Origin of the sequence: Pseudomonas sp., from assembly GCF_032058845.1 — a bacterium.
Classification (GTDB): Bacteria; Pseudomonadota; Gammaproteobacteria; order Pseudomonadales; family Pseudomonadaceae; genus Aquipseudomonas.
The window spans coordinates 20,689-39,755 of the sequence record NZ_DAMCCR010000024.1 but is presented as its reverse complement, the minus strand read 5'-3'; the positions used below and the strand labels follow the sequence as shown (position 1 = coordinate 39,755).

The following is a 19,067-nucleotide window of genomic DNA, read 5'->3' as shown; positions in this document are numbered from 1 at the left end:
TGAGCGATTGGGGCGGCTGCGCCGCCCATCGCGACTGAAGTCGCTCCAACAGGGTTCAGCTTGACGAAACGGTCGCTGCAGAGGCGCGGTCAGGGTGGGAAGCGGCCGGTGCGGCACCCCGGTCAGCCGCGATGGGCTGCACGGCAGCTCCAGGGATGGCAGCGCGAATCACCTGATGGACATTCGCGGCAAGCTGGTTCCATTGCAGGGGCAATCAGGCTTTGCTGATCAGGTTCCCGGCGTGCAACCCGCATTCTTTCTGCGTTGACTCCTCCCACCACCAGCGCCCCTCGCGCTCGTGCTGTCGCGGCAGTACCGGGCGGGTGCAGGGTTCACAGCCGATGCTGATGAAGCCGCGCTCGTGCAGGCTGTTGTAGGGCAGTTCGAGCATGCGGATATAACCCCAGACTTCTTCGCTGGTCATCTGCGCCAAGGGGTTGAACTTGTACAACGGCCGCTCGGGCGTCGAGAACGCACCGTCCACTTCGATGGCCGGCACATGGCTGCGCGTGCCCGGGCTCTGGTCACGGCGCTGCCCGGTGGCCCAGGCGCTGATGGTGGCCAGCTTGCGCCGCAGCGGCTCGATCTTGCGCACGCCACAGCATTCGCCGTGGCCATCGCGGTAGAAGCTGAACAGGCCCTTTTCCTTGACGAAGGCGTCGAGCTTGTCGCGGTCCGGGCTGAGCAGTTCGATCGGCAGATTGTACTGCTCGCGCACCTGCTCGATGAAGCGATAGGTTTCGGGGTGCAGGCGGCCGGTGTCGAGGCTGAACACCTTGACCTGCTTGTTGAGCTTCCAGGCCATGTCCACCAGCACCACGTCTTCAGCGCCGCTGAAGGAAATCCACAGATCGTCACCGAAGTGTTCGAAGGCGAGCTTGAGGATGTCCTGGGGTGACTTGCTGGCGTAGGTCGCGGCCAGGGCGGCGACGTCGAAAGGTTGGCTCATCAGGCGGTTTCCATCGTGATAGTGGCGCTGGGCGCTCGTAGTGGCTAGATGGTAACAAAAAATGGCAGGACAGCGATGGGGGCAGGCTTGCTGGCAGGCGGCAGCCAGCTGATCAGGCCAGGTTCAGCCCACGCAGCCGTTCAGCATGCGCAGACAGTCGCAGACGCGGAATGCGCAGGCGAAGGCACCCATCTGCGCGCCATATGATCAGCCCAGGTTCAGCCCACGCAGTAGTTCCGCACGCGCAAACAGTCGCAGACGCGGCATGCGCTGGCGCAGGCACCCATCTGCGCGCCAGCCTGATCGGCGATCAAGCCGACCAAGGCGATCAAGGCGATGCAGGCCGCGCGCCTAATCCTTGCAGCGTTTCCATCAGGACCCGCACCTTGGCGATCGACTCCTCGTATTCAGCCTGCCAGTGTGAATCGGCCACCACCGCGCCCCCGCCCCAGCAACTGACCTGGCCGTCCTTGATCAGCAGGCTGCGGATGGCGATGGAGCTGTCCATCTCGCCGCGCACATCCAGGTACAGCAAGGACCCGCAATACAGCGCCCGGCGAGCAGGCTCCAGCTCGTCGATGATCTGCATGGCTCGGATCTTCGGCGCGCCGGTGATCGACCCGCCGGGGAAGCTGCCGGCGATCAGGTCGAGGGCATCGTTGCCCGCCGCCAGGCGCCCGGTGACGCTGCTGACCAGATGGTGCACGTTGGGGTAGCTTTCCAGGCTGAACAGCTCGGGCACCTGCACCGAACCGATCTCGCAGGTGCGCCCCAGGTCGTTGCGCAGCAGGTCGACGATCATCAGGTTTTCCGAGCGGTCCTTGGCACTGTCGAGCAGCTCGCGGGCGTTGGCGGCGTCCTGATCGGGTGCGCTGGCGCGGGGGCGGGTGCCCTTGATCGGACGGGTTTCCACCTGGCGGCCGCGCACTTGAATGAAGCGCTCGGGCGAGAAGCTCAGCAGCGCCGTGCCGTCAGCCAGTTGCAGGAAGCCCGAGAACGGCGTAGGGCAGGCGCTACGCAGCGCTTGATAGGCGTGCCAGGGGTCCCCTTCGCACGGTGCTCGAAAGCGCTGGGTGAGGTTGATCTGGTAGCAGTCGCCGGCCTGGATGTACGCCTGAACGCGGTCGAACGCGGCGTGATACTGCGCTGCCTGCAGGTCCCCGCGCATGGGCGCGAGCAGGCGGAAGTGGCCAGCCGGCGAAGTACAGCCGGAGGCGAACAGGTGCACCAGGCGATTGCGTTCGTCAGCCTTCAGGTAAGGGTGAAACACCAGCTGGCTGGTCCGCAGGTGATGGTCGGTGACCAGCGCCCAGGCGTACAGCCCCAACTGCGCGTCTGGCAGCCCCAGATCATCCACTGCGTGCGCCGGCAAGGGCTCCAGGCGCCGACCGAAGTCATAGCTCAGATAACCCATCAGGCCACCTGCGAACGGCAGCTCACAGCCGTCTGGCAACTGCGCCGCACCCAGCCTGCGCAGCGCCTGGCGCAAGCGCGCGAGGTAGTCGTCGCCGCGCTCAGCCGCCTGCGCGTGGAACTGTTCCAGCGGCCAGGCGCTGAGCAGGTCGAAACGGCCGCGTTCGGCGTGCGGGCGGGCGCTGTCCAGCAGCACTGCACCCGGCGCAGCACGCAGGTGAGCGAAGTAGACGGCGGGGTCAGGCTGGTAGGGCAGCGGGTGGAGCGTACAGGTCGGCATGGCTCGGGACAGGGCTGGCAAAGCGAGGAGGGCGATTGTAGTCCGCTGTAGGAAAGGCGCCTAGCGTCGGAGCGACATTCTCGCGCTGGCCAGCGCTGGGCGAATAGGATCACGTGCGGCGATAGGGTGATCAGCCCCAGCGCCCTCATGACGGACATCACCGGCCTTGATCAGCGCCAGCGCTCTCAGGACGGACATCACAGCCCCACGGTCAGCCCCATCGCCCATAGGACGGGCTTTGCCCGCCTTGATCGGCTCAGGCGCCACCTGGGCAAGCCCCTGCAAGGCGGCTCGGCATCACCGGCAAACTCACCCACCCATGCCCCTGAACGACAGCGCCGGCGCATCACAGACCACGTACCAACACCTCGATACGCGGCCCATGATGCGCCGGCGCTGCAACCGCCTGTGAAGCGCAGGCCCTCAGTGCTGCGGCACGTGCCCGAACAGGTTCTGCGTCACCCGCACGCGCTCTTCAGGCGTTTCGCTCCGGCCTTCCTTGGCCAGTGCCTCGATATGCGCCTCGATGGCATGGGTGCGTTGGGTCAGGCCGCAGTCGTTGGCGATCTGGATGTTCAGGCCAGGGCGGGCGTTGAGTTCGAGAATCAACGGGCCCTTGTCCTGATCCAGCACCATGTCCACGCCGATGTAGCCAAGGCCGCACAGCTCATAGCAATTGGCGGCCAGCTTCATGAAGCCGTCCCAGTTCGGCAACTGCACACCGTCCACCGAGTTGGTGGTGTCGGGGTGCTTGCTGATGATGCGGTTCAGCCAGGTGCCGCGCAGGGTCACGCCGGTGGCCAGGTCGACGCCCACGCCGATGGCGCCCTGGTGCAGGTTGGCCTTGCCGCCCGACTGGCGGGTCGGCAGGCGCAGCATGGCCATCACCGGGTAGCCCATCAGCACGATGATGCGGATGTCCGGCACGCCTTCGTAGCTGATGCTCTTGAAGATCTGGTCGGGGGTGACGCGGTACTCGATCAGCGCGCGGTCACGGTGCCCGCCAAGCGAATACAGCCCGGTGAGGATGCTCGAAACCTGATGCTCGATTTCCTCATGGCTGATGATCTTGCCCGACACGGTGCGGTAGCGGTCTTCGAAACGGTCGGCCACCACCAGGATGCCGTCGCCCCCGGCGCCTTGCGCCGGCTTGATGACGAAGTCGCTGCGCTTGCCGAGGATCTCGTGCAGCGTATCGATCTGCTTCTCGGTCTCGATGATGCCGTACATCTCCGGCACATGGATGCCGGCCGCCAGCGCGCGTTCCTTGGTGATGATCTTGTCGTCCACCACCGGGTACAGGCTGCGCTTGTTGTACTTGAGCACGTAGTCGGCGTTACGCCGGTTGATGCCCATGATGCCCCGCGCTTCCAGGGCCTTCCAGGTCTTGATCAGTCCGAACATCAGGCATCAGCCTTCTTCAGGAACGCCTTGAAGCGCACGAGCTCGGTGAGGCGGTAGCCGCGGTAGCGACCCATCGCCAGCATGAAGCCCACCAGGATCAGCAACACGGCCGGGAAGGTGAAGACGAAGTACACCAGCTCCGGCACCATCATCAGCAGGTGCGCCAGGGACGCGGCGAACAGCGTGCCGATCGCCACTTTCATGGCATGGCCACCGCCACGCTCTTCCCAGGTAATCGACAGGCGTTCGATGGTCATGGTCAGAATCACCATCGGGAACAGCGCCACCGACAAGCCGCGCTCCAGGCCCAGCTTGTGGCTGAACAGGCTGATGGCGGCGATCAGTACCACGACGAAGGTCAGCACCACCGACAGGCGCGGCAGCATCTGCAGCTTCAGGTGTTCGAGGTAGGAGCGCAGCGACAGCCCCAGCGCGGTGATCACCGTGAACAGGATGATGCCGAAGCCCAGTTGCGTTTCGCGGAAGGCCAGGGCGATCAGTACCGGGGTGAACGTCCCCAGCGTCTGCAGGCCGATCAGGTTGCGCAGCACCAGGATCACCAGCACACCGATCGGGATCATCACCATGATCATGAAGGTCTGCTGGGTTTGCAGCGGCAGGCTGTAGAGCGAGTACTCGAGGAAATCGGCGTCGGTGTTCTCGTCGGTCAGCTTGGCCAGGCGGATGGCGTTCATCTCGCTGTTGTTCAGGCTGAAGGTGACATTGGCGCGTTTGCCGCCATCGACGGTGATCAGGTTTTCGTCGCCGCTCCACCACATGAGGCGGTCGCTGGGCAGGCCTTGTTCACCGGTGTCGGGGTTGAAGTACAGCCAGTCATTGCCGTTGAAGCTGCGCAGCCAGAGTTCAGGGCTCTGCGGGGTGTCTGCGACCAGGCGAATGGTATGCACCTTCTCCACCGGTACGTGGGCGATGGACAACAGCAGATTGACGACCTTGGCCTTGTTCAGCGACGAGGTGTCGCCCGCGAGCAGCAGCTTGACGTTGTCGTCGTTGGGGTTGTTGACCCGCTTGATGGTTTCGCTGACGAAGGTTTCGACGTCAGCGGAATGCTGGCGGATCGGTGCGATCAGGGCTTCGGCGGCGATCTTCTCCGGGCCATCGACGGCCAGGCTGTCGCGGAAGGTCGGGCCCTTGATCTTGGCTTTTTCGGTACTGAAGCGCTTGGTCAGGACCAGGCGGTAGTACAGCGTCTGGTTGCCATTGGCGCGACGTGCTGACCAGGTCACCTTGCGGTTGCCGTCAGCGCGGTTGACGCTCACGCCGTAGTTGTTGGAGATGAAGCTCTCGTTGAGGCTGACGTAATCACGATTGAGCGGCGGCACGAACATCTGCACCTTGACCGGATCCTTGGAACTGGCCACGAACTCGACCTTGGCATCGATGTTCCACAAGTCGTCGGTTTCGTCTTCGGTCACCGGAATGCCGAGGAAGAAAATCTGATAGGCCGTGACCATTACGCCCAGGAGCACCAGAACGGTGATCAGGACTTTCAGGTGAAGGGTAAGAGAACGCATCGGAATTACTCTGCGGTAGGAGCTTCGGGGGCACAGGCAGGTTTGCCGGCCGCGTATTTAAGGCTTGGATCGACGACTGCGGAAAAGTGCTTGAGCGCTTCCGAGCCGATCAGCAACGGGAACTGGAAGGCGCTGCGGTCGGTGAGGTTGACCTCGATGGTACGTTGGGTCTGGCCCATGCAGATGGCCAGTTCGATGACCGGGCGGGCGGTATAGGCCTTGCCCGATTCGCCATCGTAGTCACTGGCGCGGCGCTTGATCTTGCTGACGCGGGCCAGTGGGCGTTCGATCGGGTGCTTGTGGGCCGAGTCGATGCCCAGGTAGAAGCGCACCCAGCTTTCCCCGTCGCGCTTGAAACGCTTGATGTCGCGGGCGCTCAGCGAAGCGGTCTTGGCGCCCGTGTCGAGCTTGGCTGCCACTTCGAGGTCGAGCCCACCCAGGCGGGCGTACTCGTTCAGGCCGTACACGGTCTTTTCTGCCGCCTGGCCTGGGGCCGGCAGCATTAGAAGGCAGAGCAACGGTAGGGCGGGTGTGAAGTTCATAATCCTGGCGCAGTACGGTGCAAAGTCGAGGCAGGATGCAGGGCGCAGGGCCTTGCCATCCTCATTGAGCTGCCATCGCGTCTGTATCGCGGCCTGCAGGGGATTCCTGCACCGGCAAACGGCGCGGCAGTCTATCACGCTGCTGTCATCACGCCAGCGCGCGGCGTTCTGACAGCAGTGCGGGGGAGGAGTTTCTTGGTGGGCGTATTGTCGACAATCAGGCTTTTCGAGATTGACCTTAGTGCTTTTAATGGCTACTTTTCAGTCAATAAAACCAAAGGTGTCGACAATGATGCAGGATACCGCCACCGCTCCCACTGCCCAGGCCGAGGAAGGCGAAACGCGCTCCGAGCACGTCTTCCGGCGCATCCAGGCCGCGATCATCAGCGGTGAGATCGCGCCGGGCAGCAAGATTTCCGAGCCCGAGCTGGCACGCACCTACGGGATCAGCCGCGGACCGTTGCGCGAGGCCATCCATCGCCTGGAAGGCCAGCGCCTGGTGGTGCGGGTGCCGCATGTGGGCGCGCGGGTGGTGTCGCTGAGCACCCGCGAGTTGATCGAGCTGTACCAGATTCGCGAGTCGCTCGAAGGCATGGCCTGCCGGCTGGCCGCCGAGCGCATGAGCGCCGAGCAGATCCGGGCGCTGCGCCAGGTGCTCGATACCCATGAGCAAGACGCCGCCTTTCAGGCAGGCCTGGGCTACTACCAGCAGGAAGGCGACTACGACTTCCACTACCGGATCATTCACGGCAGCGGCAACCAGACCCTGGTGCAAATGCTCTGCGGCGAGCTCTACCAGCTGGTGCGCATGTACCGCATCCAGTTCTCCAGCACGCCCAATCGCCCACACCAGGCCTTTGCCGAACACCACCGTATTCTCGACGCCATCGAGGCCGGCGACGGCGAGCTGGCCGAACTGCTGATGCGCCGTCACATCGGCGCGTCCCGACGCACCATCGAGCGCCACGCACTGGGCGCCGACTTCCCCAACCTCCGAGGTGATGCATGATGAGTACCCCTGGCCAACGGTTTCGCGAGGCCGTCGCCGCCGAGCACCCTTTGCAAGTGGTCGGCACGATCAACGCCAACCATGCGCTGCTGGCCAAGCGCGCCGGCTTCAAGGCCATCTACCTGTCGGGCGGCGGTGTTGCGGCAGGCTCGCTGGGCGTGCCGGACCTGGGCATCAGCGGCCTGGACGATGTGCTGACAGACGTGCGGCGCATCACCGATGTGTGCGATCTGCCGTTACTGGTAGACGTCGACACCGGCTTTGGCGCCTCGGCCCTGAACGTGGCGCGCACCGTGCGCTCGATGGGCAAGTTCGGTGCTGCTGCGATCCACATCGAAGACCAGGTCGGTGCCAAGCGTTGTGGCCACCGCCCCAATAAAGAGATCGTCACCCAGCAGGAAATGGTCGACCGCATCAAGGCCGCAGTGGACGCGCGCCTGGACGACAGCTTCGTGATCATGGCGCGCACCGACGCCCTGGCCGTGGAGGGCCTGAACGCTGCGCTCGACCGCGCCGCCGCCTGCGTCGAGGCCGGCGCCGACATGATCTTCCCCGAGGCCATCACCGAACTGGCCATGTACCAGACCTTCGTCGACCGCGTGAAGGTGCCGGTGCTGGCCAACATCACCGAATTTGGCGCCACGCCGCTGTTCACCACCGAGCAACTGGCGTCGGTGGATGTGTCGCTGGTGCTCTACCCGCTGTCGGCCTTCCGCGCCATGAACAAGGCCGCCGAGAACGTCTACACCGCGCTGCGCCGCGACGGCACCCAGCAGCAGGTGGTCGACACCATGCAGACGCGCATGGAGCTTTACGACACCATCGGCTACCACGCCTTCGAGCAGCACCTCGACGCCCTGTTCGCGAAGGAGAAACGCTGAAGCGCAGCCCCTACACCTGATCAGCCAATGACTCCCCACAATTTCAATAAAGGAGCAACACCATGGCCGAAGCAAAAGTACTCAGTGGCGCCGGCCTGCGTGGCCAGGTCGCCGGGCAGACCGCCCTCTCGACCGTCGGCCAGGCCGGCGCCGGGCTGACCTACCGCGGCTACGACGTGCGCGACCTCGCCGCCCATGCCGAATTCGAGGAAGTGGCGTACCTGCTGCTCTACGGCGAACTGCCCAGCGCCGCCGAGCTGGCTGACTACAAGCACAGCCTCAAGGCCTTGCGCAGCCTGCCCCAGGCGCTCAAGGACGTGCTCGAGCGCATCCCTCGCGACACGCACCCGATGGACGTGATGCGCACCGGTTGCTCGATGCTCGGCACCCTGGAGCCGGAGCTGACCTTCGGCGCCCAGCGCGAGCGCACTGACCGTCTGCTGGCGCTGTTTCCGGCCATCGTCTGCTACTGGTACCGCTTCAGCCATCACGGCGTGCGCATTGACTGCGACAGCGACCAGGACACCCTGGGCGGCCACTTCCTCCAGCTGTTGCTGGGCAAGGCGCCGAGCGCGCTGCATGTGAAGGTGATGAACGTGTCGCTGATCCTCTACGCCGAGCACGAATTCAACGCCTCGACCTTCACCGCGCGGGTCTGTGCCTCGACCTTGTCCGATCTGTATTCCTGCATCACCGCCGCCATCGGCTCACTGCGCGGCCCGCTGCACGGCGGCGCCAATGAAGCGGCCATGGAGCTGATCGAACGGTTCAGCAGCCCACAGGAAGCCACCCGTGAATTGCTCGCCATGCTCGAACGCAAGGACAAGGTCATGGGCTTCGGCCATGCCATCTACAAAGAGTCCGACCCGCGCAACGAGGTGATCAAGGGCTGGGCGGCGAAGCTCGCCGACGAGGCCGGTGACCGCGTGCTGTACCCGGTTTCAGAAGCCATCGACAAGACCATGTGGGAGCAGAAGCGGCTGTTCCCCAACGCCGATTTCTATCACGCCTCGGCGTACCACTTCATGGGCATCCCGACCAAGCTGTTCACGCCCATCTTCGTCTGCTCGCGCCTCACCGGCTGGGCCGCGCACGTGTTCGAGCAGCGCGAAAACAACCGCATCATCCGCCCCAGCGCCGAGTACACCGGGGTGGCGCAGCGTCCGTTCGTGCCGCTCGAGCAGCGCTGACGGTCAGCAGTGGGCCGCAGCGCTGAATGCTGCACCGAGGGCGCTTGCCCGTCCTCGGCGACCCGTGGCCACACCCGATTACCGTGATAGAGCCTGATAACGATATGAACACTGCCTACCGAACCGCTTTGCCCGGCACCGACTTTGACTATTTCGACGCCCGCGCGGCAGTCGAAGCGCTGCAGCCTGGTGCCTATGCGGGCTTGCCTTACACCTCGCGTGTGCTCGCGGAAAACCTCGTGCGCCGCTGCGACCCGGCCACGCTCGACGCCTGCCTCGGCCAATTGATCGAACGCAGGCGCGACCTCGACTTTCCCTGGTACCCGGCCCGCGTGGTGTGCCACGACATCCTCGGCCAGACTGCCCTGGTCGACCTGGCCGGTCTGCGCGATGCCATCGCCGACAAGGGCGGCGACCCGGCGCAGGTCAACCCGGTGGTGCCGGTACAGCTGATCGTCGACCACTCCCTGGCGGTCGAGTGCGGCGGCTATGACCCGCAGGCCTTCGAGAAGAACCGCGCCATCGAGGACCGCCGCAACGAGGACCGTTTCCACTTCATCGACTGGACCAAACGAGCGTTCAAGAACGTCGAAGTGATCCCACCGGGCAACGGCATCATGCACCAGATCAACCTGGAGAAGATGTCCCCGGTGATCCATGCCGAGCACGGCGTGGCCTACCCCGACACCTGTGTCGGCACCGACAGCCATACGCCGCATGTCGATGCGCTGGGCGTGATCGCCGTCGGCGTCGGCGGGCTGGAAGCGGAGAACGTCATGCTCGGCCGCGCCTCGTGGATGCGCCTGCCGGAAATCGTCGGCGTCGAGCTGCGCAACCGGCTGGCGCCGAACATCACCGCCACCGACCTGGTGCTGGCACTGACCGAATACCTGCGCCAGCAGAAAGTGGTCGGCGCCTACCTCGAGTTCTACGGCGAGGGCGCCCGTGCGCTGACCCTGGGCGACCGTGCCACCATTTCCAACATGGCCCCCGAATACGGCGCCACCGCCGCCATGTTCGCCATCGATGAACAGACCCTCGATTATCTGCGCCTGACCGGCCGCGAAGCGCAGCAGGTGCACCTGGTCGAAGCCTATGCCAAGGCCGCCGGCCTCTGGGCCGACAGCCTGGTGGACGCCGCCTACGAACGGGTGCTGAGCTTCGACCTCGCCAGCGTGGTGCGCAACCTCGCCGGGCCGTCCAACCCGCACGCCCGCGTCGCCACCACTGACCTGGCCGCGCGCGGCATCGCCGGGGCCTGGGATCAGGTGCCGGGGCAGATGCCTGACGGCGCCGTGATCATCGCGGCCATCACCAGCTGCACCAACACCAGCAACCCGCGCAACGTGATCGCCGCAGGCCTCCTGGCGCGTAACGCCAACCGTCTGGGGCTGACACGCAAGCCATGGGTCAAGTCGTCCCTGGCGCCCGGCTCGCGCACGGTGCAACTGTATTTGCAGGCAGCGGGGCTCGAGGCGGAGCTGGAGCAGCTCGGCTTTGGCATCGTCGCGTTTGCCTGCACTACCTGCAACGGTATGTCCGGTGCGCTCGACCCGCAGATCCAGCAGGAGATCATCGACCGCGACCTGTACGCCACGGCCGTGCTGTCGGGCAACCGCAACTTCGATGGGCGCATTCATCCATACGCCAAGCAGGCGTTTCTCGCCTCGCCGCCGCTGGTGGTGGCTTACGCCCTCGCCGGGACCATCCGCTTCGACATCGAGAAAGACGTGCTGGGTGTGGTCGAGGGCCGCGAGATTCGCCTCAAGGACCTCTGGCCGAGCGATGCCGAGGTCGATGCGATGGTCAAGGCCGCGGTCAGGCCCGAGCAGTTCCGCCAGGTCTACATCCCCATGTTCGCGATCGACGAAGACACTGGGCCGAGCGTGGCGCCGCTGTATGACTGGCGCCCCATGAGCACCTACATCCGCCGCCCGCCGTACTGGGAAGGCGCCCTGGCCGGCGAGCGCAGCCTGACCGGCATGCGTCCGCTGGCGGTGCTGCCGGACAACATCACCACCGATCACCTGTCACCCTCCAACGCGATCATGCGCGACAGCGCAGCGGGCGAATACCTGGCGCTGATGGGCGTGCCCGAGGAAGACTTCAACTCCTACGCCACCCACCGCGGCGACCACCTGACGGCGCAGCGCGCCACCTTCGCCAACCCCAAGCTGTTCAACGAGATGGTCCGTGGCGCCGATGGCAAGGTGCAGCAGGGCTCGCTGGCCCGCCTGGAACCTGAAGGGCAGGTGGTGCGCATGTGGGAGGCCATCGAGACCTACATGGCGCGCAAGCAGCCGCTGATCATCGTCGCCGGCGGCGACTACGGCCAGGGCTCGTCACGCGACTGGGCGGCCAAGGGCGTGCGCCTGGCCGGGGTCGAGGCCATCGTCGCCGAGGGTTTCGAGCGCATTCACCGCACCAACCTGGTGGGCATGGGCGTGCTGCCGCTGGAATTCCACCCCGGCACCGACCGCCACACCCTGGCGCTCGATGGCAGTGAAACCTATGACGTGGTCGGCCAGCGCACCCCACGCGCGACCCTGACCCTGGTCATCACCCGGCGCGACGGCGAGCGCCTGGAAGTGCCGGTGACCTGCCGCCTCGACACCGGTGAAGAAGTCTCGATCTATGAAGCCGGTGGCGTGCTGCAACGCTTCGCCCAGGACTTCCTCGAAGCCTCCGTCTGACTCAACCCGCCAGCCTGTCGCTTCTGCGGCAGGGCTGGCCGACAGGAATTCACCATGGCCCACCCCGCACAACTGAAGATTCCCGCCACCTACATGCGTGGTGGCACCAGCAAGGGCGTGTTCTTTCGCCTGGCCGATCTGCCGGAAAGCGCCCAGACCCCGGGCCCTGCACGCGACGCGTTGCTGTTACGGGTCATCGGCAGCCCCGACCCCTACGGCAAGCAGATCGACGGCATGGGCGGCGCCACCTCGAGCACCAGCAAGGCGGTGATTCTCGCGCCCAGCCAGCGCGCCGGGCATGACGTCGATTACCTGTTTGGCCAGGTCGCCATCGACCGCGCGTTCGTGGACTGGAGCGGCAACTGCGGCAATCTGTCCGCCGCCGTCGGCGCCTTCGCGATTGCCAGCGGTCTGGTGGACGCGGCGCGTATCCCGCATGACGGTGTTGCGACCGTGCACATCTGGCAGGCCAACATCGGCAAGACCATCATCGCCCACGTGCCGATCACCGCCGGTGAGGTGCAGGAGACCGGCGATTTCGAGCTCGATGGGGTGACCTTTCCCGCCGCCGAAGTGCAACTGGAGTTTCTTGATCCGGCCGCTGATGAAGGCGACGGCGGCGGCGCCATGTTCCCCACCGGGAACCTGGTCGACACGCTGGAGGTGCCGGGCTTCGGCACGCTGCAGGCGACGTTGATCAATGCCGGCATCCCGACGATTTTCGTCAACGCGGCCGACCTCGGCTACACCGGCACCGAGCTGCAGGAGGCCATCAACGGTGACCCTGCCGCCTTGGCGCGGTTCGAAACCCTGCGCGCGCACGGCGCCTTGCGCATGGGCCTGATCAGCACGCTGGAACAGGCTGCCGATCGCCAGCACACACCGAAGGTCGCGTTCGTGGCACCGCCTGCCGACTACATCGCCTCCAGCGGCAAGCCGGTACCGGCAACGGATGTCGACCTGCTGGTGCGGGCGCTGTCCATGGGCAAGCTGCACCACGCCATGATGGGCACGGCGGCAGTGGCCATCGGCACGGCGGCGGCGATTCCGGGAACGCTGGTCAACCTGGCGGCGGGAGGCGGTACCCGCGCTGCGGTGCGCTTCGGGCATCCTTCCGGCAGTTTGCGAGTGGGCGCCGAAGCGCAGCAGGTCGACGGCCAGTGGACGGTGACCAAAGCGCTGATGAGCCGCAGTGCGCGGGTGTTGATGGAGGGGTGGGTGAGGGTGCCGGGGGCGTAGCAGTATGGAATGCGATATGACATGGAGCCGGCACTCCAAGGTAAGGCCTGCGGCGAGACTAACAGGGTAGGGCTGCAGAATCCGAGCTAGCCGCATGCGCCGGGAGGCCGAGCCCTCCGGCCAGCCGCATGGGCTGGGAGGCCGGTTCTTCCGGCCCGGCGTGCTGCCTGAATCAGGCCGGCTTTGCCGGCCATCGCGACTGAAGTCGCTCCTACACGACCGCGAGATTCCCACGCATCATACGATCGAGATGCCCAGGCATCACACGGTGTAGGAGCGGCTTTAGCCGCGATGGCCGGCGCAGCCGGCCCAATGCCAGACCCTCCGTCCCACCTCTATAACGCGATCCCTGCCCCCCGCCCCGATACCGAACCGGCCGCTCACACGGCCTCAACGGGCAACTCGATCGTCACCCGTGTCCACCCCCCCTCGCTCTCGGCCTGAATCTCCCCGCCATGCGCCTGGATGATCGAGCGGGTAATGGCCAGCCCCAACCCGGCATGCTCACGCCCGCTGTCGCTGCGCGCGGGGTCTGCGCGGTAGAAGCGGTCGAACAGTCGCGGCAGCACCTCCGGGTCGATGGCCGGGCCGGTATTGGCTACGCACAATTGCACGCCAGGGCTCAGGCTGACGCGGATCTCCCCGCCTGCCGGGGTAAAGCGCAGGGCATTGTCGAGCAGGTTGGACAGGGCGCGGCGCAGCATGTGGCGATCCCCTCTCAACGCGGCGTGGCCCTGTCGGCTCAAGCGCACCTCGGCGTCTTCGGCCAGCACCGCGTAGTACTCCAGCAGCGCATCCACTTCGTCTTCGAGCTGCAACGGCTGCTGCCCTGGCACCAGCAGGCCATGGTCAGCCTTGGCCAGAAACAGCATGTCGTTGACCATCTGCGCCATGCGCTGCAGCTCTTCCAGGTTGCCATGCAGCGCCTCGCGATACTGCTCCAGGCTGCGCGGGCGGGTGAGGGTGACCTGGGTATGGGTGAGCAGATTGGACAGTGGCGTGCGCAGTTCATGGGCGATGTCGGCCGAGAACGCCGACAGGCGCTGGAAGGCATCGTCCAGCCGCTGCAACATGTCATTCACGGCGCCGGCCAGGTCGGCCAGTTCTTCCGGCAGTTGCGCGGCGGGCAGGCGGGTCGTCAGCGAGCGCGCCGAGACACTCGCGGCCACTTTGCCCATCTGCCGCAGCGGGCGCAGGCCGCGGCGCACGGCCCAGGCCCCCAGCAGCGCCGTGGCCAGCGCTGACAACCCGACGGTAAGCCAGATCAACTGCTGCATGCGTTGCAGAAAATGCTGGTGGTGGGTGATGTCCAGGTACAAGGTCAGGCGTGGCGACTGCGCTTGGTTGGCGTACAGCGGGGCGTCCAGGCTGCGGTAGTCGATACCGCTGCCGTGCTGGGTGGCCAGCCCTGGCTGGGCTGGCGCGGGGGGCAGCTCGCTGTGGCTGGTGAACCAGGTGCCCCCTTGCGGGCCCTGAATGCGCAAGGCCAGATCGGCCTGATGGCTGAGCTGAGCACGCAGCTCGCCCAGGCGCGGCGCCAGATCCTCAGCCTCGTGCAAACCGTCCAGCTGAGTACGCCACTGCGATAGCCGCGCGCTGAGCAGCTGCTGGTCGAGCTCGATGAAATGCCGGGCGCTGGCCTGGCTGAACAGCAGCCCGGCCGTCAGCGAGACCACTGCGGTGCAGGCGGCAAACAACAGCCCCAACCGCGTCCCGAGCGACAGGCGCGGCATCATTCGGCGCGCATTTCCAGCACATAACCCATGCTGCGCACGGTATGAGTCAATTTTTCGGGGTGGACGTCATCGACCTTGAATCGCAGACGGATCACCGCTTCGATGACGGTGCCATTGTCGGAATTCATTCGGCACGCATTTCCAGCACGTAACCCATGCCACGCACGGTATGGATCAGTTTCTCGGGATGGGCATCGTCGACCTTCAATCGCAGGCGACGGATCGCCACTTCGATGACATTGGTGTCGCTGTCGAAATTCATGTCCCAGACCTGCGAGGCAATCAGCGATTTGGGCAGTACCTCGCCCTGGCGGCGGAGCAGCAATTCCAGCAGCGCGAATTCCTTGGCGGTGAGGTCCAGGCGCCGGCCGGCACGTTCGACGCGGCGGCGCAGCAGGTCAAGGCGCAGGTCGGCCAGGCTCAGGCAGGTCTCCTGTGGGCTGCTGGCGCCGCGGCGCAGCAGGCTGCGGACCCGCGCCAGCAGCTCGGCAAAGGCGAACGGCTTGACCAGATAATCGTCGGCGCCCAGCTCCAGGCCGCGCACGCGGTCCTCGATGGTGTCGCGGGCAGTGAGAAACAGCACCGGGGTTTCCAGCCCGGCCTGGCGCACGCTTTGCACGATCTGCCAGCCATCGCGTCCGGGCAGCATCACGTCCAGCAGCAGCAGGTCGTAGTCGCCGGTCAAGGCCAGGTGCTGACCGGTGTCGCCGTCACTGGCCAGTTCCGTGCTGAAGCCGGCTTCGCGCAGGCCCTGGCACAGGTACTGGCCCGTCTTGGCCTGGTCTTCGACGATCAGCAGTTTCATGGGCTGAGGCTTCCATGGGCGGGGAGGGCAAGGATACGTCAGGCTGACGGGTTTCGGCCAAGCTGACAGCTTTGTAATCTGCGCGTCAGGTGCGTGCCAGCGCGCACTGGGTAAGGTGCGTGACATCGTTTGACGCGCTCTGGAGTTACCTGCATGAAACCGCTGTTGCTCACCGCTGCCTTGTCGCTGTTCAGCCTGCCGGCACTTGCCGAAACCTTCGCCTTCGGCGAGCCCGCCTCGGCCGAGAAGGCCACCCGTACGGTGGAGGTGGTGATGAAAGACATCGCCTTCGAGCCCACCAGGTTGCAGGTCAAGGCCGGCGAAACGGTGCGCTTCGTGCTGATCAACGAAGGTCAGTTGCCGCATGAATTCAACCTTGGTGACAAGGCCATGCATGTCGAGCACCAGAAAGAGATGCTCGCCATGCAGGGCAGGACGTTCGCCGGAGCTGGGGGGGCGGGGATGGCCCATGGTGAGGCTGCGGGTGGGCAGGCGGGGATGGCGCATGGTGAGGCTGCGGGTGGGCAGGTGGGGATGGCGCATGGTGAGGCTGCTGGCGGACACGCGGGGATGGATCACGGTCAGACCCCCGGCGCCCATGCCGGCATGGCCCACGGCGATGCCGACCACGGGCACGGCGGTGGCAACACCGTGCTCGTGCAACCGGGTCAACGCGCCGAACTGACCTGGACCTTCAGCGCGTCCGCGCCCATCGAGTTCGCCTGCAACGTGCCAGGGCACTACCAGGCCGGCATGGTCGGGCCGCTGACCATCGAGTGAACAACAGGCGATAGGAAAAATCGGTAAACTGGCCGGCATTTGACTCTGCAGGGCCGATCTCATGCATCCTTCCGCCGAAACCTCGCCGCTGGGCAAATCCAGCGAATACGTCGCCACCTACACGCCCTCGTTGTTGTTCCCGATCCCACGCGAGGCCAAATGGACCGAGCTGGGCGTGACCGCGCAGACCCTGCCCTGGCAGGGCGTGGACTACTGGAACTGCTTCGAGCTGTCGTGGCTGCTGCCGTCGGGCAAGCCGGTGGTGGCCATCGGCGAGTTCGCCATTCCGGCCGACTCGCCGAACATCATCGAGTCGAAGTCATTCAAGCTCTACCTCAACTCGCTGAACCAGACCGCCTTCGCCACCCAGGGCGAATTGCGCACGTGCCTGGAAAAAGACTTGTCAGCCGCCGCCGGCAAGCCGGTTGCCGTACGCGTCCGGACCTTGGGCGAAGTGGAGGATGAAGGCACCACGGCGTTGCCTGGGCTGTGCATTGACGCGCTGGATATCACCGTCAGCAGCTACGACCACCCACAACCCGAGTTGCTCGCGTGCAACCCTGATCGCATCGTCGAAGAGACCCTGCACAGCCACCTGCTCAAGTCCAACTGCCCGGTGACCAGCCAGCCCGACTGGGGCAGCGTGGTGGTCGACTACCAGGGTCCGGCGCTGGACCATGCGAGCCTGCTGGCTTACCTGGTGAGCTTCCGCCAGCACGCCGACTTCCACGAGCAATGCGTCGAGCGCATCTACCTGGATCTCAAACGACTGCTCAACCCGCAGCACCTGACCGTGTATGCCCGCTACGTGCGCCGCGGCGGCCTGGACATCAACCCGTACCGCAGCAGCGGGGCGATCACCCCACGCAACCTGCGTTTGGTGCGCCAGTAAGCGGACATGAAAAAAGACGCGCAAGGCGTCTCGCTATCCGTGTAGGAGCGGCCGGTCCGGCGCCCCGGTCAGCCGCGATGGGCCGCGCAGCGGCCCTGATCGCGGTTGTCCTGTCCTGGCAGGTATCCGGGGTTATCAGTGCTGGGCCGGCTGCGCCGGCCATCGCGACTGAAGTCGCTCCCACAGCATGGACTTGAGCACGTAGGAGCGGCTTCAGCCGCGATGGGCCGCGCAGCGGCCCCAGTGGCACGAGCGAACAGCCTTTGCGTCAGATGTCAGCAATTGCCTGACCCGAGCGTCTCAGATCCCCATGCTATGCAGCGAATTGGCAATGCTGCGCAGGGTAGCGGTAAGGTCCGGGTGTTCGGCTTCGAAGCGTTCGATGGCCAGGTTCACGCCGTCGACCACGTTGTTGTCGGCGGTGGCTTCCTCGAGTTTGAGTTGCGCTTCGACCTCGCGCGCCTCTTCGTGCAGGTTGGCCACTTCCTCATCGGAAAGCGGCACGTTACGGTCAAGTTGTTCGCGCAGGCTGTTGAGACGCGCTTGCAGTTCGGGGGCGGACATGGGACGTACTCCATCAATGACTTAAGGCATGGACCTTGAGAGTCAGCTAAAGGTTTCTGACCTGCCTGCAAGCCTAATCCACTGGCCGTGACTTTGCATGATGGGCGTCAAGCGCAAGGCCCTGTGCGTTGCGAACGCAGGCGCCAAAAAGCATGCCGGGCACTGGGGGCGTGTGCTGGGCAACCGGGCTGGGCGTACAGGCGCTCCACACCCGCGCCAGGCTCTGTACGAGAAGCCTTGATACGCGTTCATGCTGCGTTGAATGCCGGCCGGAGGGCCGTTCCCGGCTAGGCGTCCCCAACTAGGCGTCCCCGTCGTAATGCTCATGTACTCCAGTACAGTCGAGCGCGCCCCCAGTCTTTCCTCGCCGGTTTTTTTGTGGGGCCGCCATCGGCTTTGCCTGACCTTCGTCTCAAGACTTTCCGTACAGAGCCTAAGGCTTCTCACCCTTGGCCAGCCGCTGAGCGATGTCGCCCAGGCACAACGGCAGCGCCTCCAGATGATCGATCACCGAATGAACCCCGAGTGCGTACAGCGCCAGGGTAGCCTGGCCCCGCGCCTTGCCCTGCGCGCTGTCGCTCAGCCCTTGCCACTGGCGGGCGCTGTGCGCACACGCCGGATTGCACGCCGCCAGCCCCACGGTCCACAGCCCGGCATTGAGCGCCGATTGCAGCAGGGCGGGCTCAGCGCTGACCACCACCACACCGTGCACGTGCTCGCTGCCCAGGGCCATCAAGGCCTGCCAGCAAGCATCTGGAGCGGGCCAGGGCCGTGACGCGCCGACCTGCCGAGGCAGGCCTGGCGGCAAGGCGGCGGCCAGTCGACCGTGGTCATCGCTGGCCTGCGCATCCAGCCACAGGCACGGCACCGACTGTTCGGCCAACTGCGCCAGGCACGCCAACGCCCCTGGCGCAGGGCGGGCGCCGTCCGCTTCGACATGCACCAGGCAGCCCCGCAGGCTGAACAGCACGGCGGTTACGCGGGCGGGTGAGGGGGTGGTGTGGGGCATGGCAGCATCCATGAAAGAACATCCACCCTAGAACAGCGTCGTGACCGTTGCGTGACACCGGGCAATCTTTGCCGACGTCACCGCAAGGCTGTTCATCAGCCACGGACACCTTATACTGGCGCTTTGTCAGGCAGCCGCCCCTTGCG

Annotated in this window: 16 protein-coding genes and 1 pseudogene; 7 read left to right on the top strand and 10 right to left on the bottom strand. The window is 65.4% G+C overall.

Features of this window, described 5'->3' with window-relative positions; genetic code table 11:
- Positions 1–214 precede the first annotated feature (214 nt).
- The 5 genes from RT028_RS07160 to RT028_RS07140 form a co-directional block, all read right to left on the bottom strand.
- Positions 215–949 (bottom strand): phosphoadenylyl-sulfate reductase, encoded by a 735-nt coding sequence (locus tag RT028_RS07160; RefSeq protein WP_312933965.1) that lies wholly within the window; start codon positions 947–949, stop codon positions 215–217.
- A 328-nt stretch (positions 950–1,277) separates the two neighbouring features.
- Positions 1,278–2,642 (bottom strand): aminodeoxychorismate synthase component I, encoded by a 1,365-nt coding sequence (gene pabB / locus RT028_RS07155; protein ID WP_312933963.1) that lies wholly within the window; start codon positions 2,640–2,642, stop codon positions 1,278–1,280.
- Between the two features lie 423 nt (positions 2,643–3,065).
- Entirely contained in the window at positions 3,066–4,046 is a 981-nt protein-coding gene (locus RT028_RS07150; protein ID WP_312933961.1) for an alpha-L-glutamate ligase-like protein, read from the bottom strand.
- Entirely contained in the window at positions 4,046–5,581 is a 1,536-nt protein-coding gene (locus RT028_RS07145; RefSeq protein WP_312933960.1) for an inactive transglutaminase family protein, read from the bottom strand. Before RT028_RS07145 ends, RT028_RS07150 begins: the two co-directional genes overlap by 1 nt.
- 5 nt (positions 5,582–5,586) lie before the next feature.
- Complete coding sequence (locus tag RT028_RS07140; RefSeq protein ID WP_312933958.1) at positions 5,587–6,123, bottom strand: ATP-dependent zinc protease; 537 nt, start codon at positions 6,121–6,123, stop codon at positions 5,587–5,589.
- Positions 6,124–6,422: 299 nt separating this feature from the next.
- On the opposite strand from RT028_RS07140, the pseudogene RT028_RS07135 reads away from it, so the two are divergent.
- The 5 genes and pseudogenes from RT028_RS07135 (at position 6,423) to prpF (ending at position 13,135) form a co-directional block, all read left to right on the top strand.
- Positions 6,423–7,132, top strand: a pseudogene (locus RT028_RS07135) (GntR family transcriptional regulator).
- On the top strand, positions 7,129–8,013 hold the full coding sequence (gene prpB, locus RT028_RS07130) for a methylisocitrate lyase (RefSeq protein WP_409567195.1): 885 nt from the start codon (positions 7,129–7,131) through the stop codon (positions 8,011–8,013). The pseudogene RT028_RS07135 and the gene prpB overlap by 4 nt, the downstream one beginning before the upstream one ends.
- 62 nt (positions 8,014–8,075) lie before the next feature.
- The gene (gene prpC, locus RT028_RS07125; RefSeq protein WP_312933954.1) at positions 8,076–9,203 is read left to right on the top strand and encodes a 2-methylcitrate synthase; all 1,128 of its coding nucleotides are present in this window, start codon (positions 8,076–8,078) and stop codon (positions 9,201–9,203) included.
- 104 nt (positions 9,204–9,307) lie between these two features.
- Positions 9,308–11,896, top strand: a complete 2,589-nt coding sequence (gene acnD / locus RT028_RS07120; protein ID WP_312933952.1) for a Fe/S-dependent 2-methylisocitrate dehydratase AcnD — start codon at positions 9,308–9,310, stop codon at positions 11,894–11,896.
- A 54-nt stretch (positions 11,897–11,950) separates the two neighbouring features.
- Positions 11,951–13,135 carry a 2-methylaconitate cis-trans isomerase PrpF gene (gene prpF, locus RT028_RS07115; RefSeq protein WP_312933947.1) on the top strand — a complete coding sequence of 395 codons (1,185 nt, stop codon included), beginning with the start codon at positions 11,951–11,953 and terminating at the stop codon, positions 13,133–13,135.
- A gap of 380 nt (positions 13,136–13,515) precedes the next feature.
- Here the strand turns inward: prpF and RT028_RS07110 are convergent, their stop codons facing one another.
- Genes RT028_RS07110 through RT028_RS07100 form a run of 3 tightly spaced genes read right to left on the bottom strand, consistent with a single transcriptional unit; the run spans position 13,516 to position 15,676 of the window.
- Complete coding sequence (locus RT028_RS07110; RefSeq protein ID WP_312933945.1) at positions 13,516–14,871, bottom strand: heavy metal sensor histidine kinase; 1,356 nt, start codon at positions 14,869–14,871, stop codon at positions 13,516–13,518.
- Complete coding sequence (locus RT028_RS07105; RefSeq protein ID WP_312933943.1) at positions 14,868–14,999, bottom strand: hypothetical protein; 132 nt, start codon at positions 14,997–14,999, stop codon at positions 14,868–14,870. The genes RT028_RS07110 and RT028_RS07105 overlap by 4 nt, the downstream gene beginning before the upstream one ends.
- Positions 14,996–15,676: a heavy metal response regulator transcription factor gene (locus tag RT028_RS07100; RefSeq protein ID WP_312933941.1), complete on the bottom strand. Its 681-nt coding sequence runs from the start codon at positions 15,674–15,676 to the stop codon at positions 14,996–14,998. The genes RT028_RS07105 and RT028_RS07100 overlap by 4 nt, the downstream gene beginning before the upstream one ends.
- Before the next feature lie 153 nt (positions 15,677–15,829).
- Here RT028_RS07100 and RT028_RS07095 point away from each other — a divergent pair, with 153 nt between their 5' ends.
- Both RT028_RS07095 and queF read left to right on the top strand, forming a co-directional pair.
- Positions 15,830–16,456, top strand: coding sequence for a cupredoxin domain-containing protein (locus tag RT028_RS07095; protein WP_312933939.1), 627 nt, complete (start codon positions 15,830–15,832; stop codon positions 16,454–16,456).
- A 61-nt stretch (positions 16,457–16,517) separates the two neighbouring features.
- Positions 16,518–17,348, top strand: a complete 831-nt coding sequence (gene queF, locus RT028_RS07090; RefSeq protein ID WP_312933937.1) for an NADPH-dependent 7-cyano-7-deazaguanine reductase QueF — start codon at positions 16,518–16,520, stop codon at positions 17,346–17,348.
- Between the two features lie 300 nt (positions 17,349–17,648).
- Here queF and RT028_RS07085 read toward each other — a convergent pair whose 3' ends face one another.
- Together RT028_RS07085 and RT028_RS07080 are read right to left on the bottom strand one after the other, a co-directional pair.
- Complete coding sequence (locus RT028_RS07085; RefSeq protein WP_312933935.1) at positions 17,649–17,912, bottom strand: DUF4404 family protein; 264 nt, start codon at positions 17,910–17,912, stop codon at positions 17,649–17,651.
- Positions 17,913–18,345: 433 nt separating this feature from the next.
- Complete coding sequence (locus RT028_RS07080; protein ID WP_312933933.1) at positions 18,346–18,921, bottom strand: phosphonoacetaldehyde phosphonohydrolase-related protein; 576 nt, start codon at positions 18,919–18,921, stop codon at positions 18,346–18,348.
- Positions 18,922–19,067: the final 146 nt, after the last annotated feature.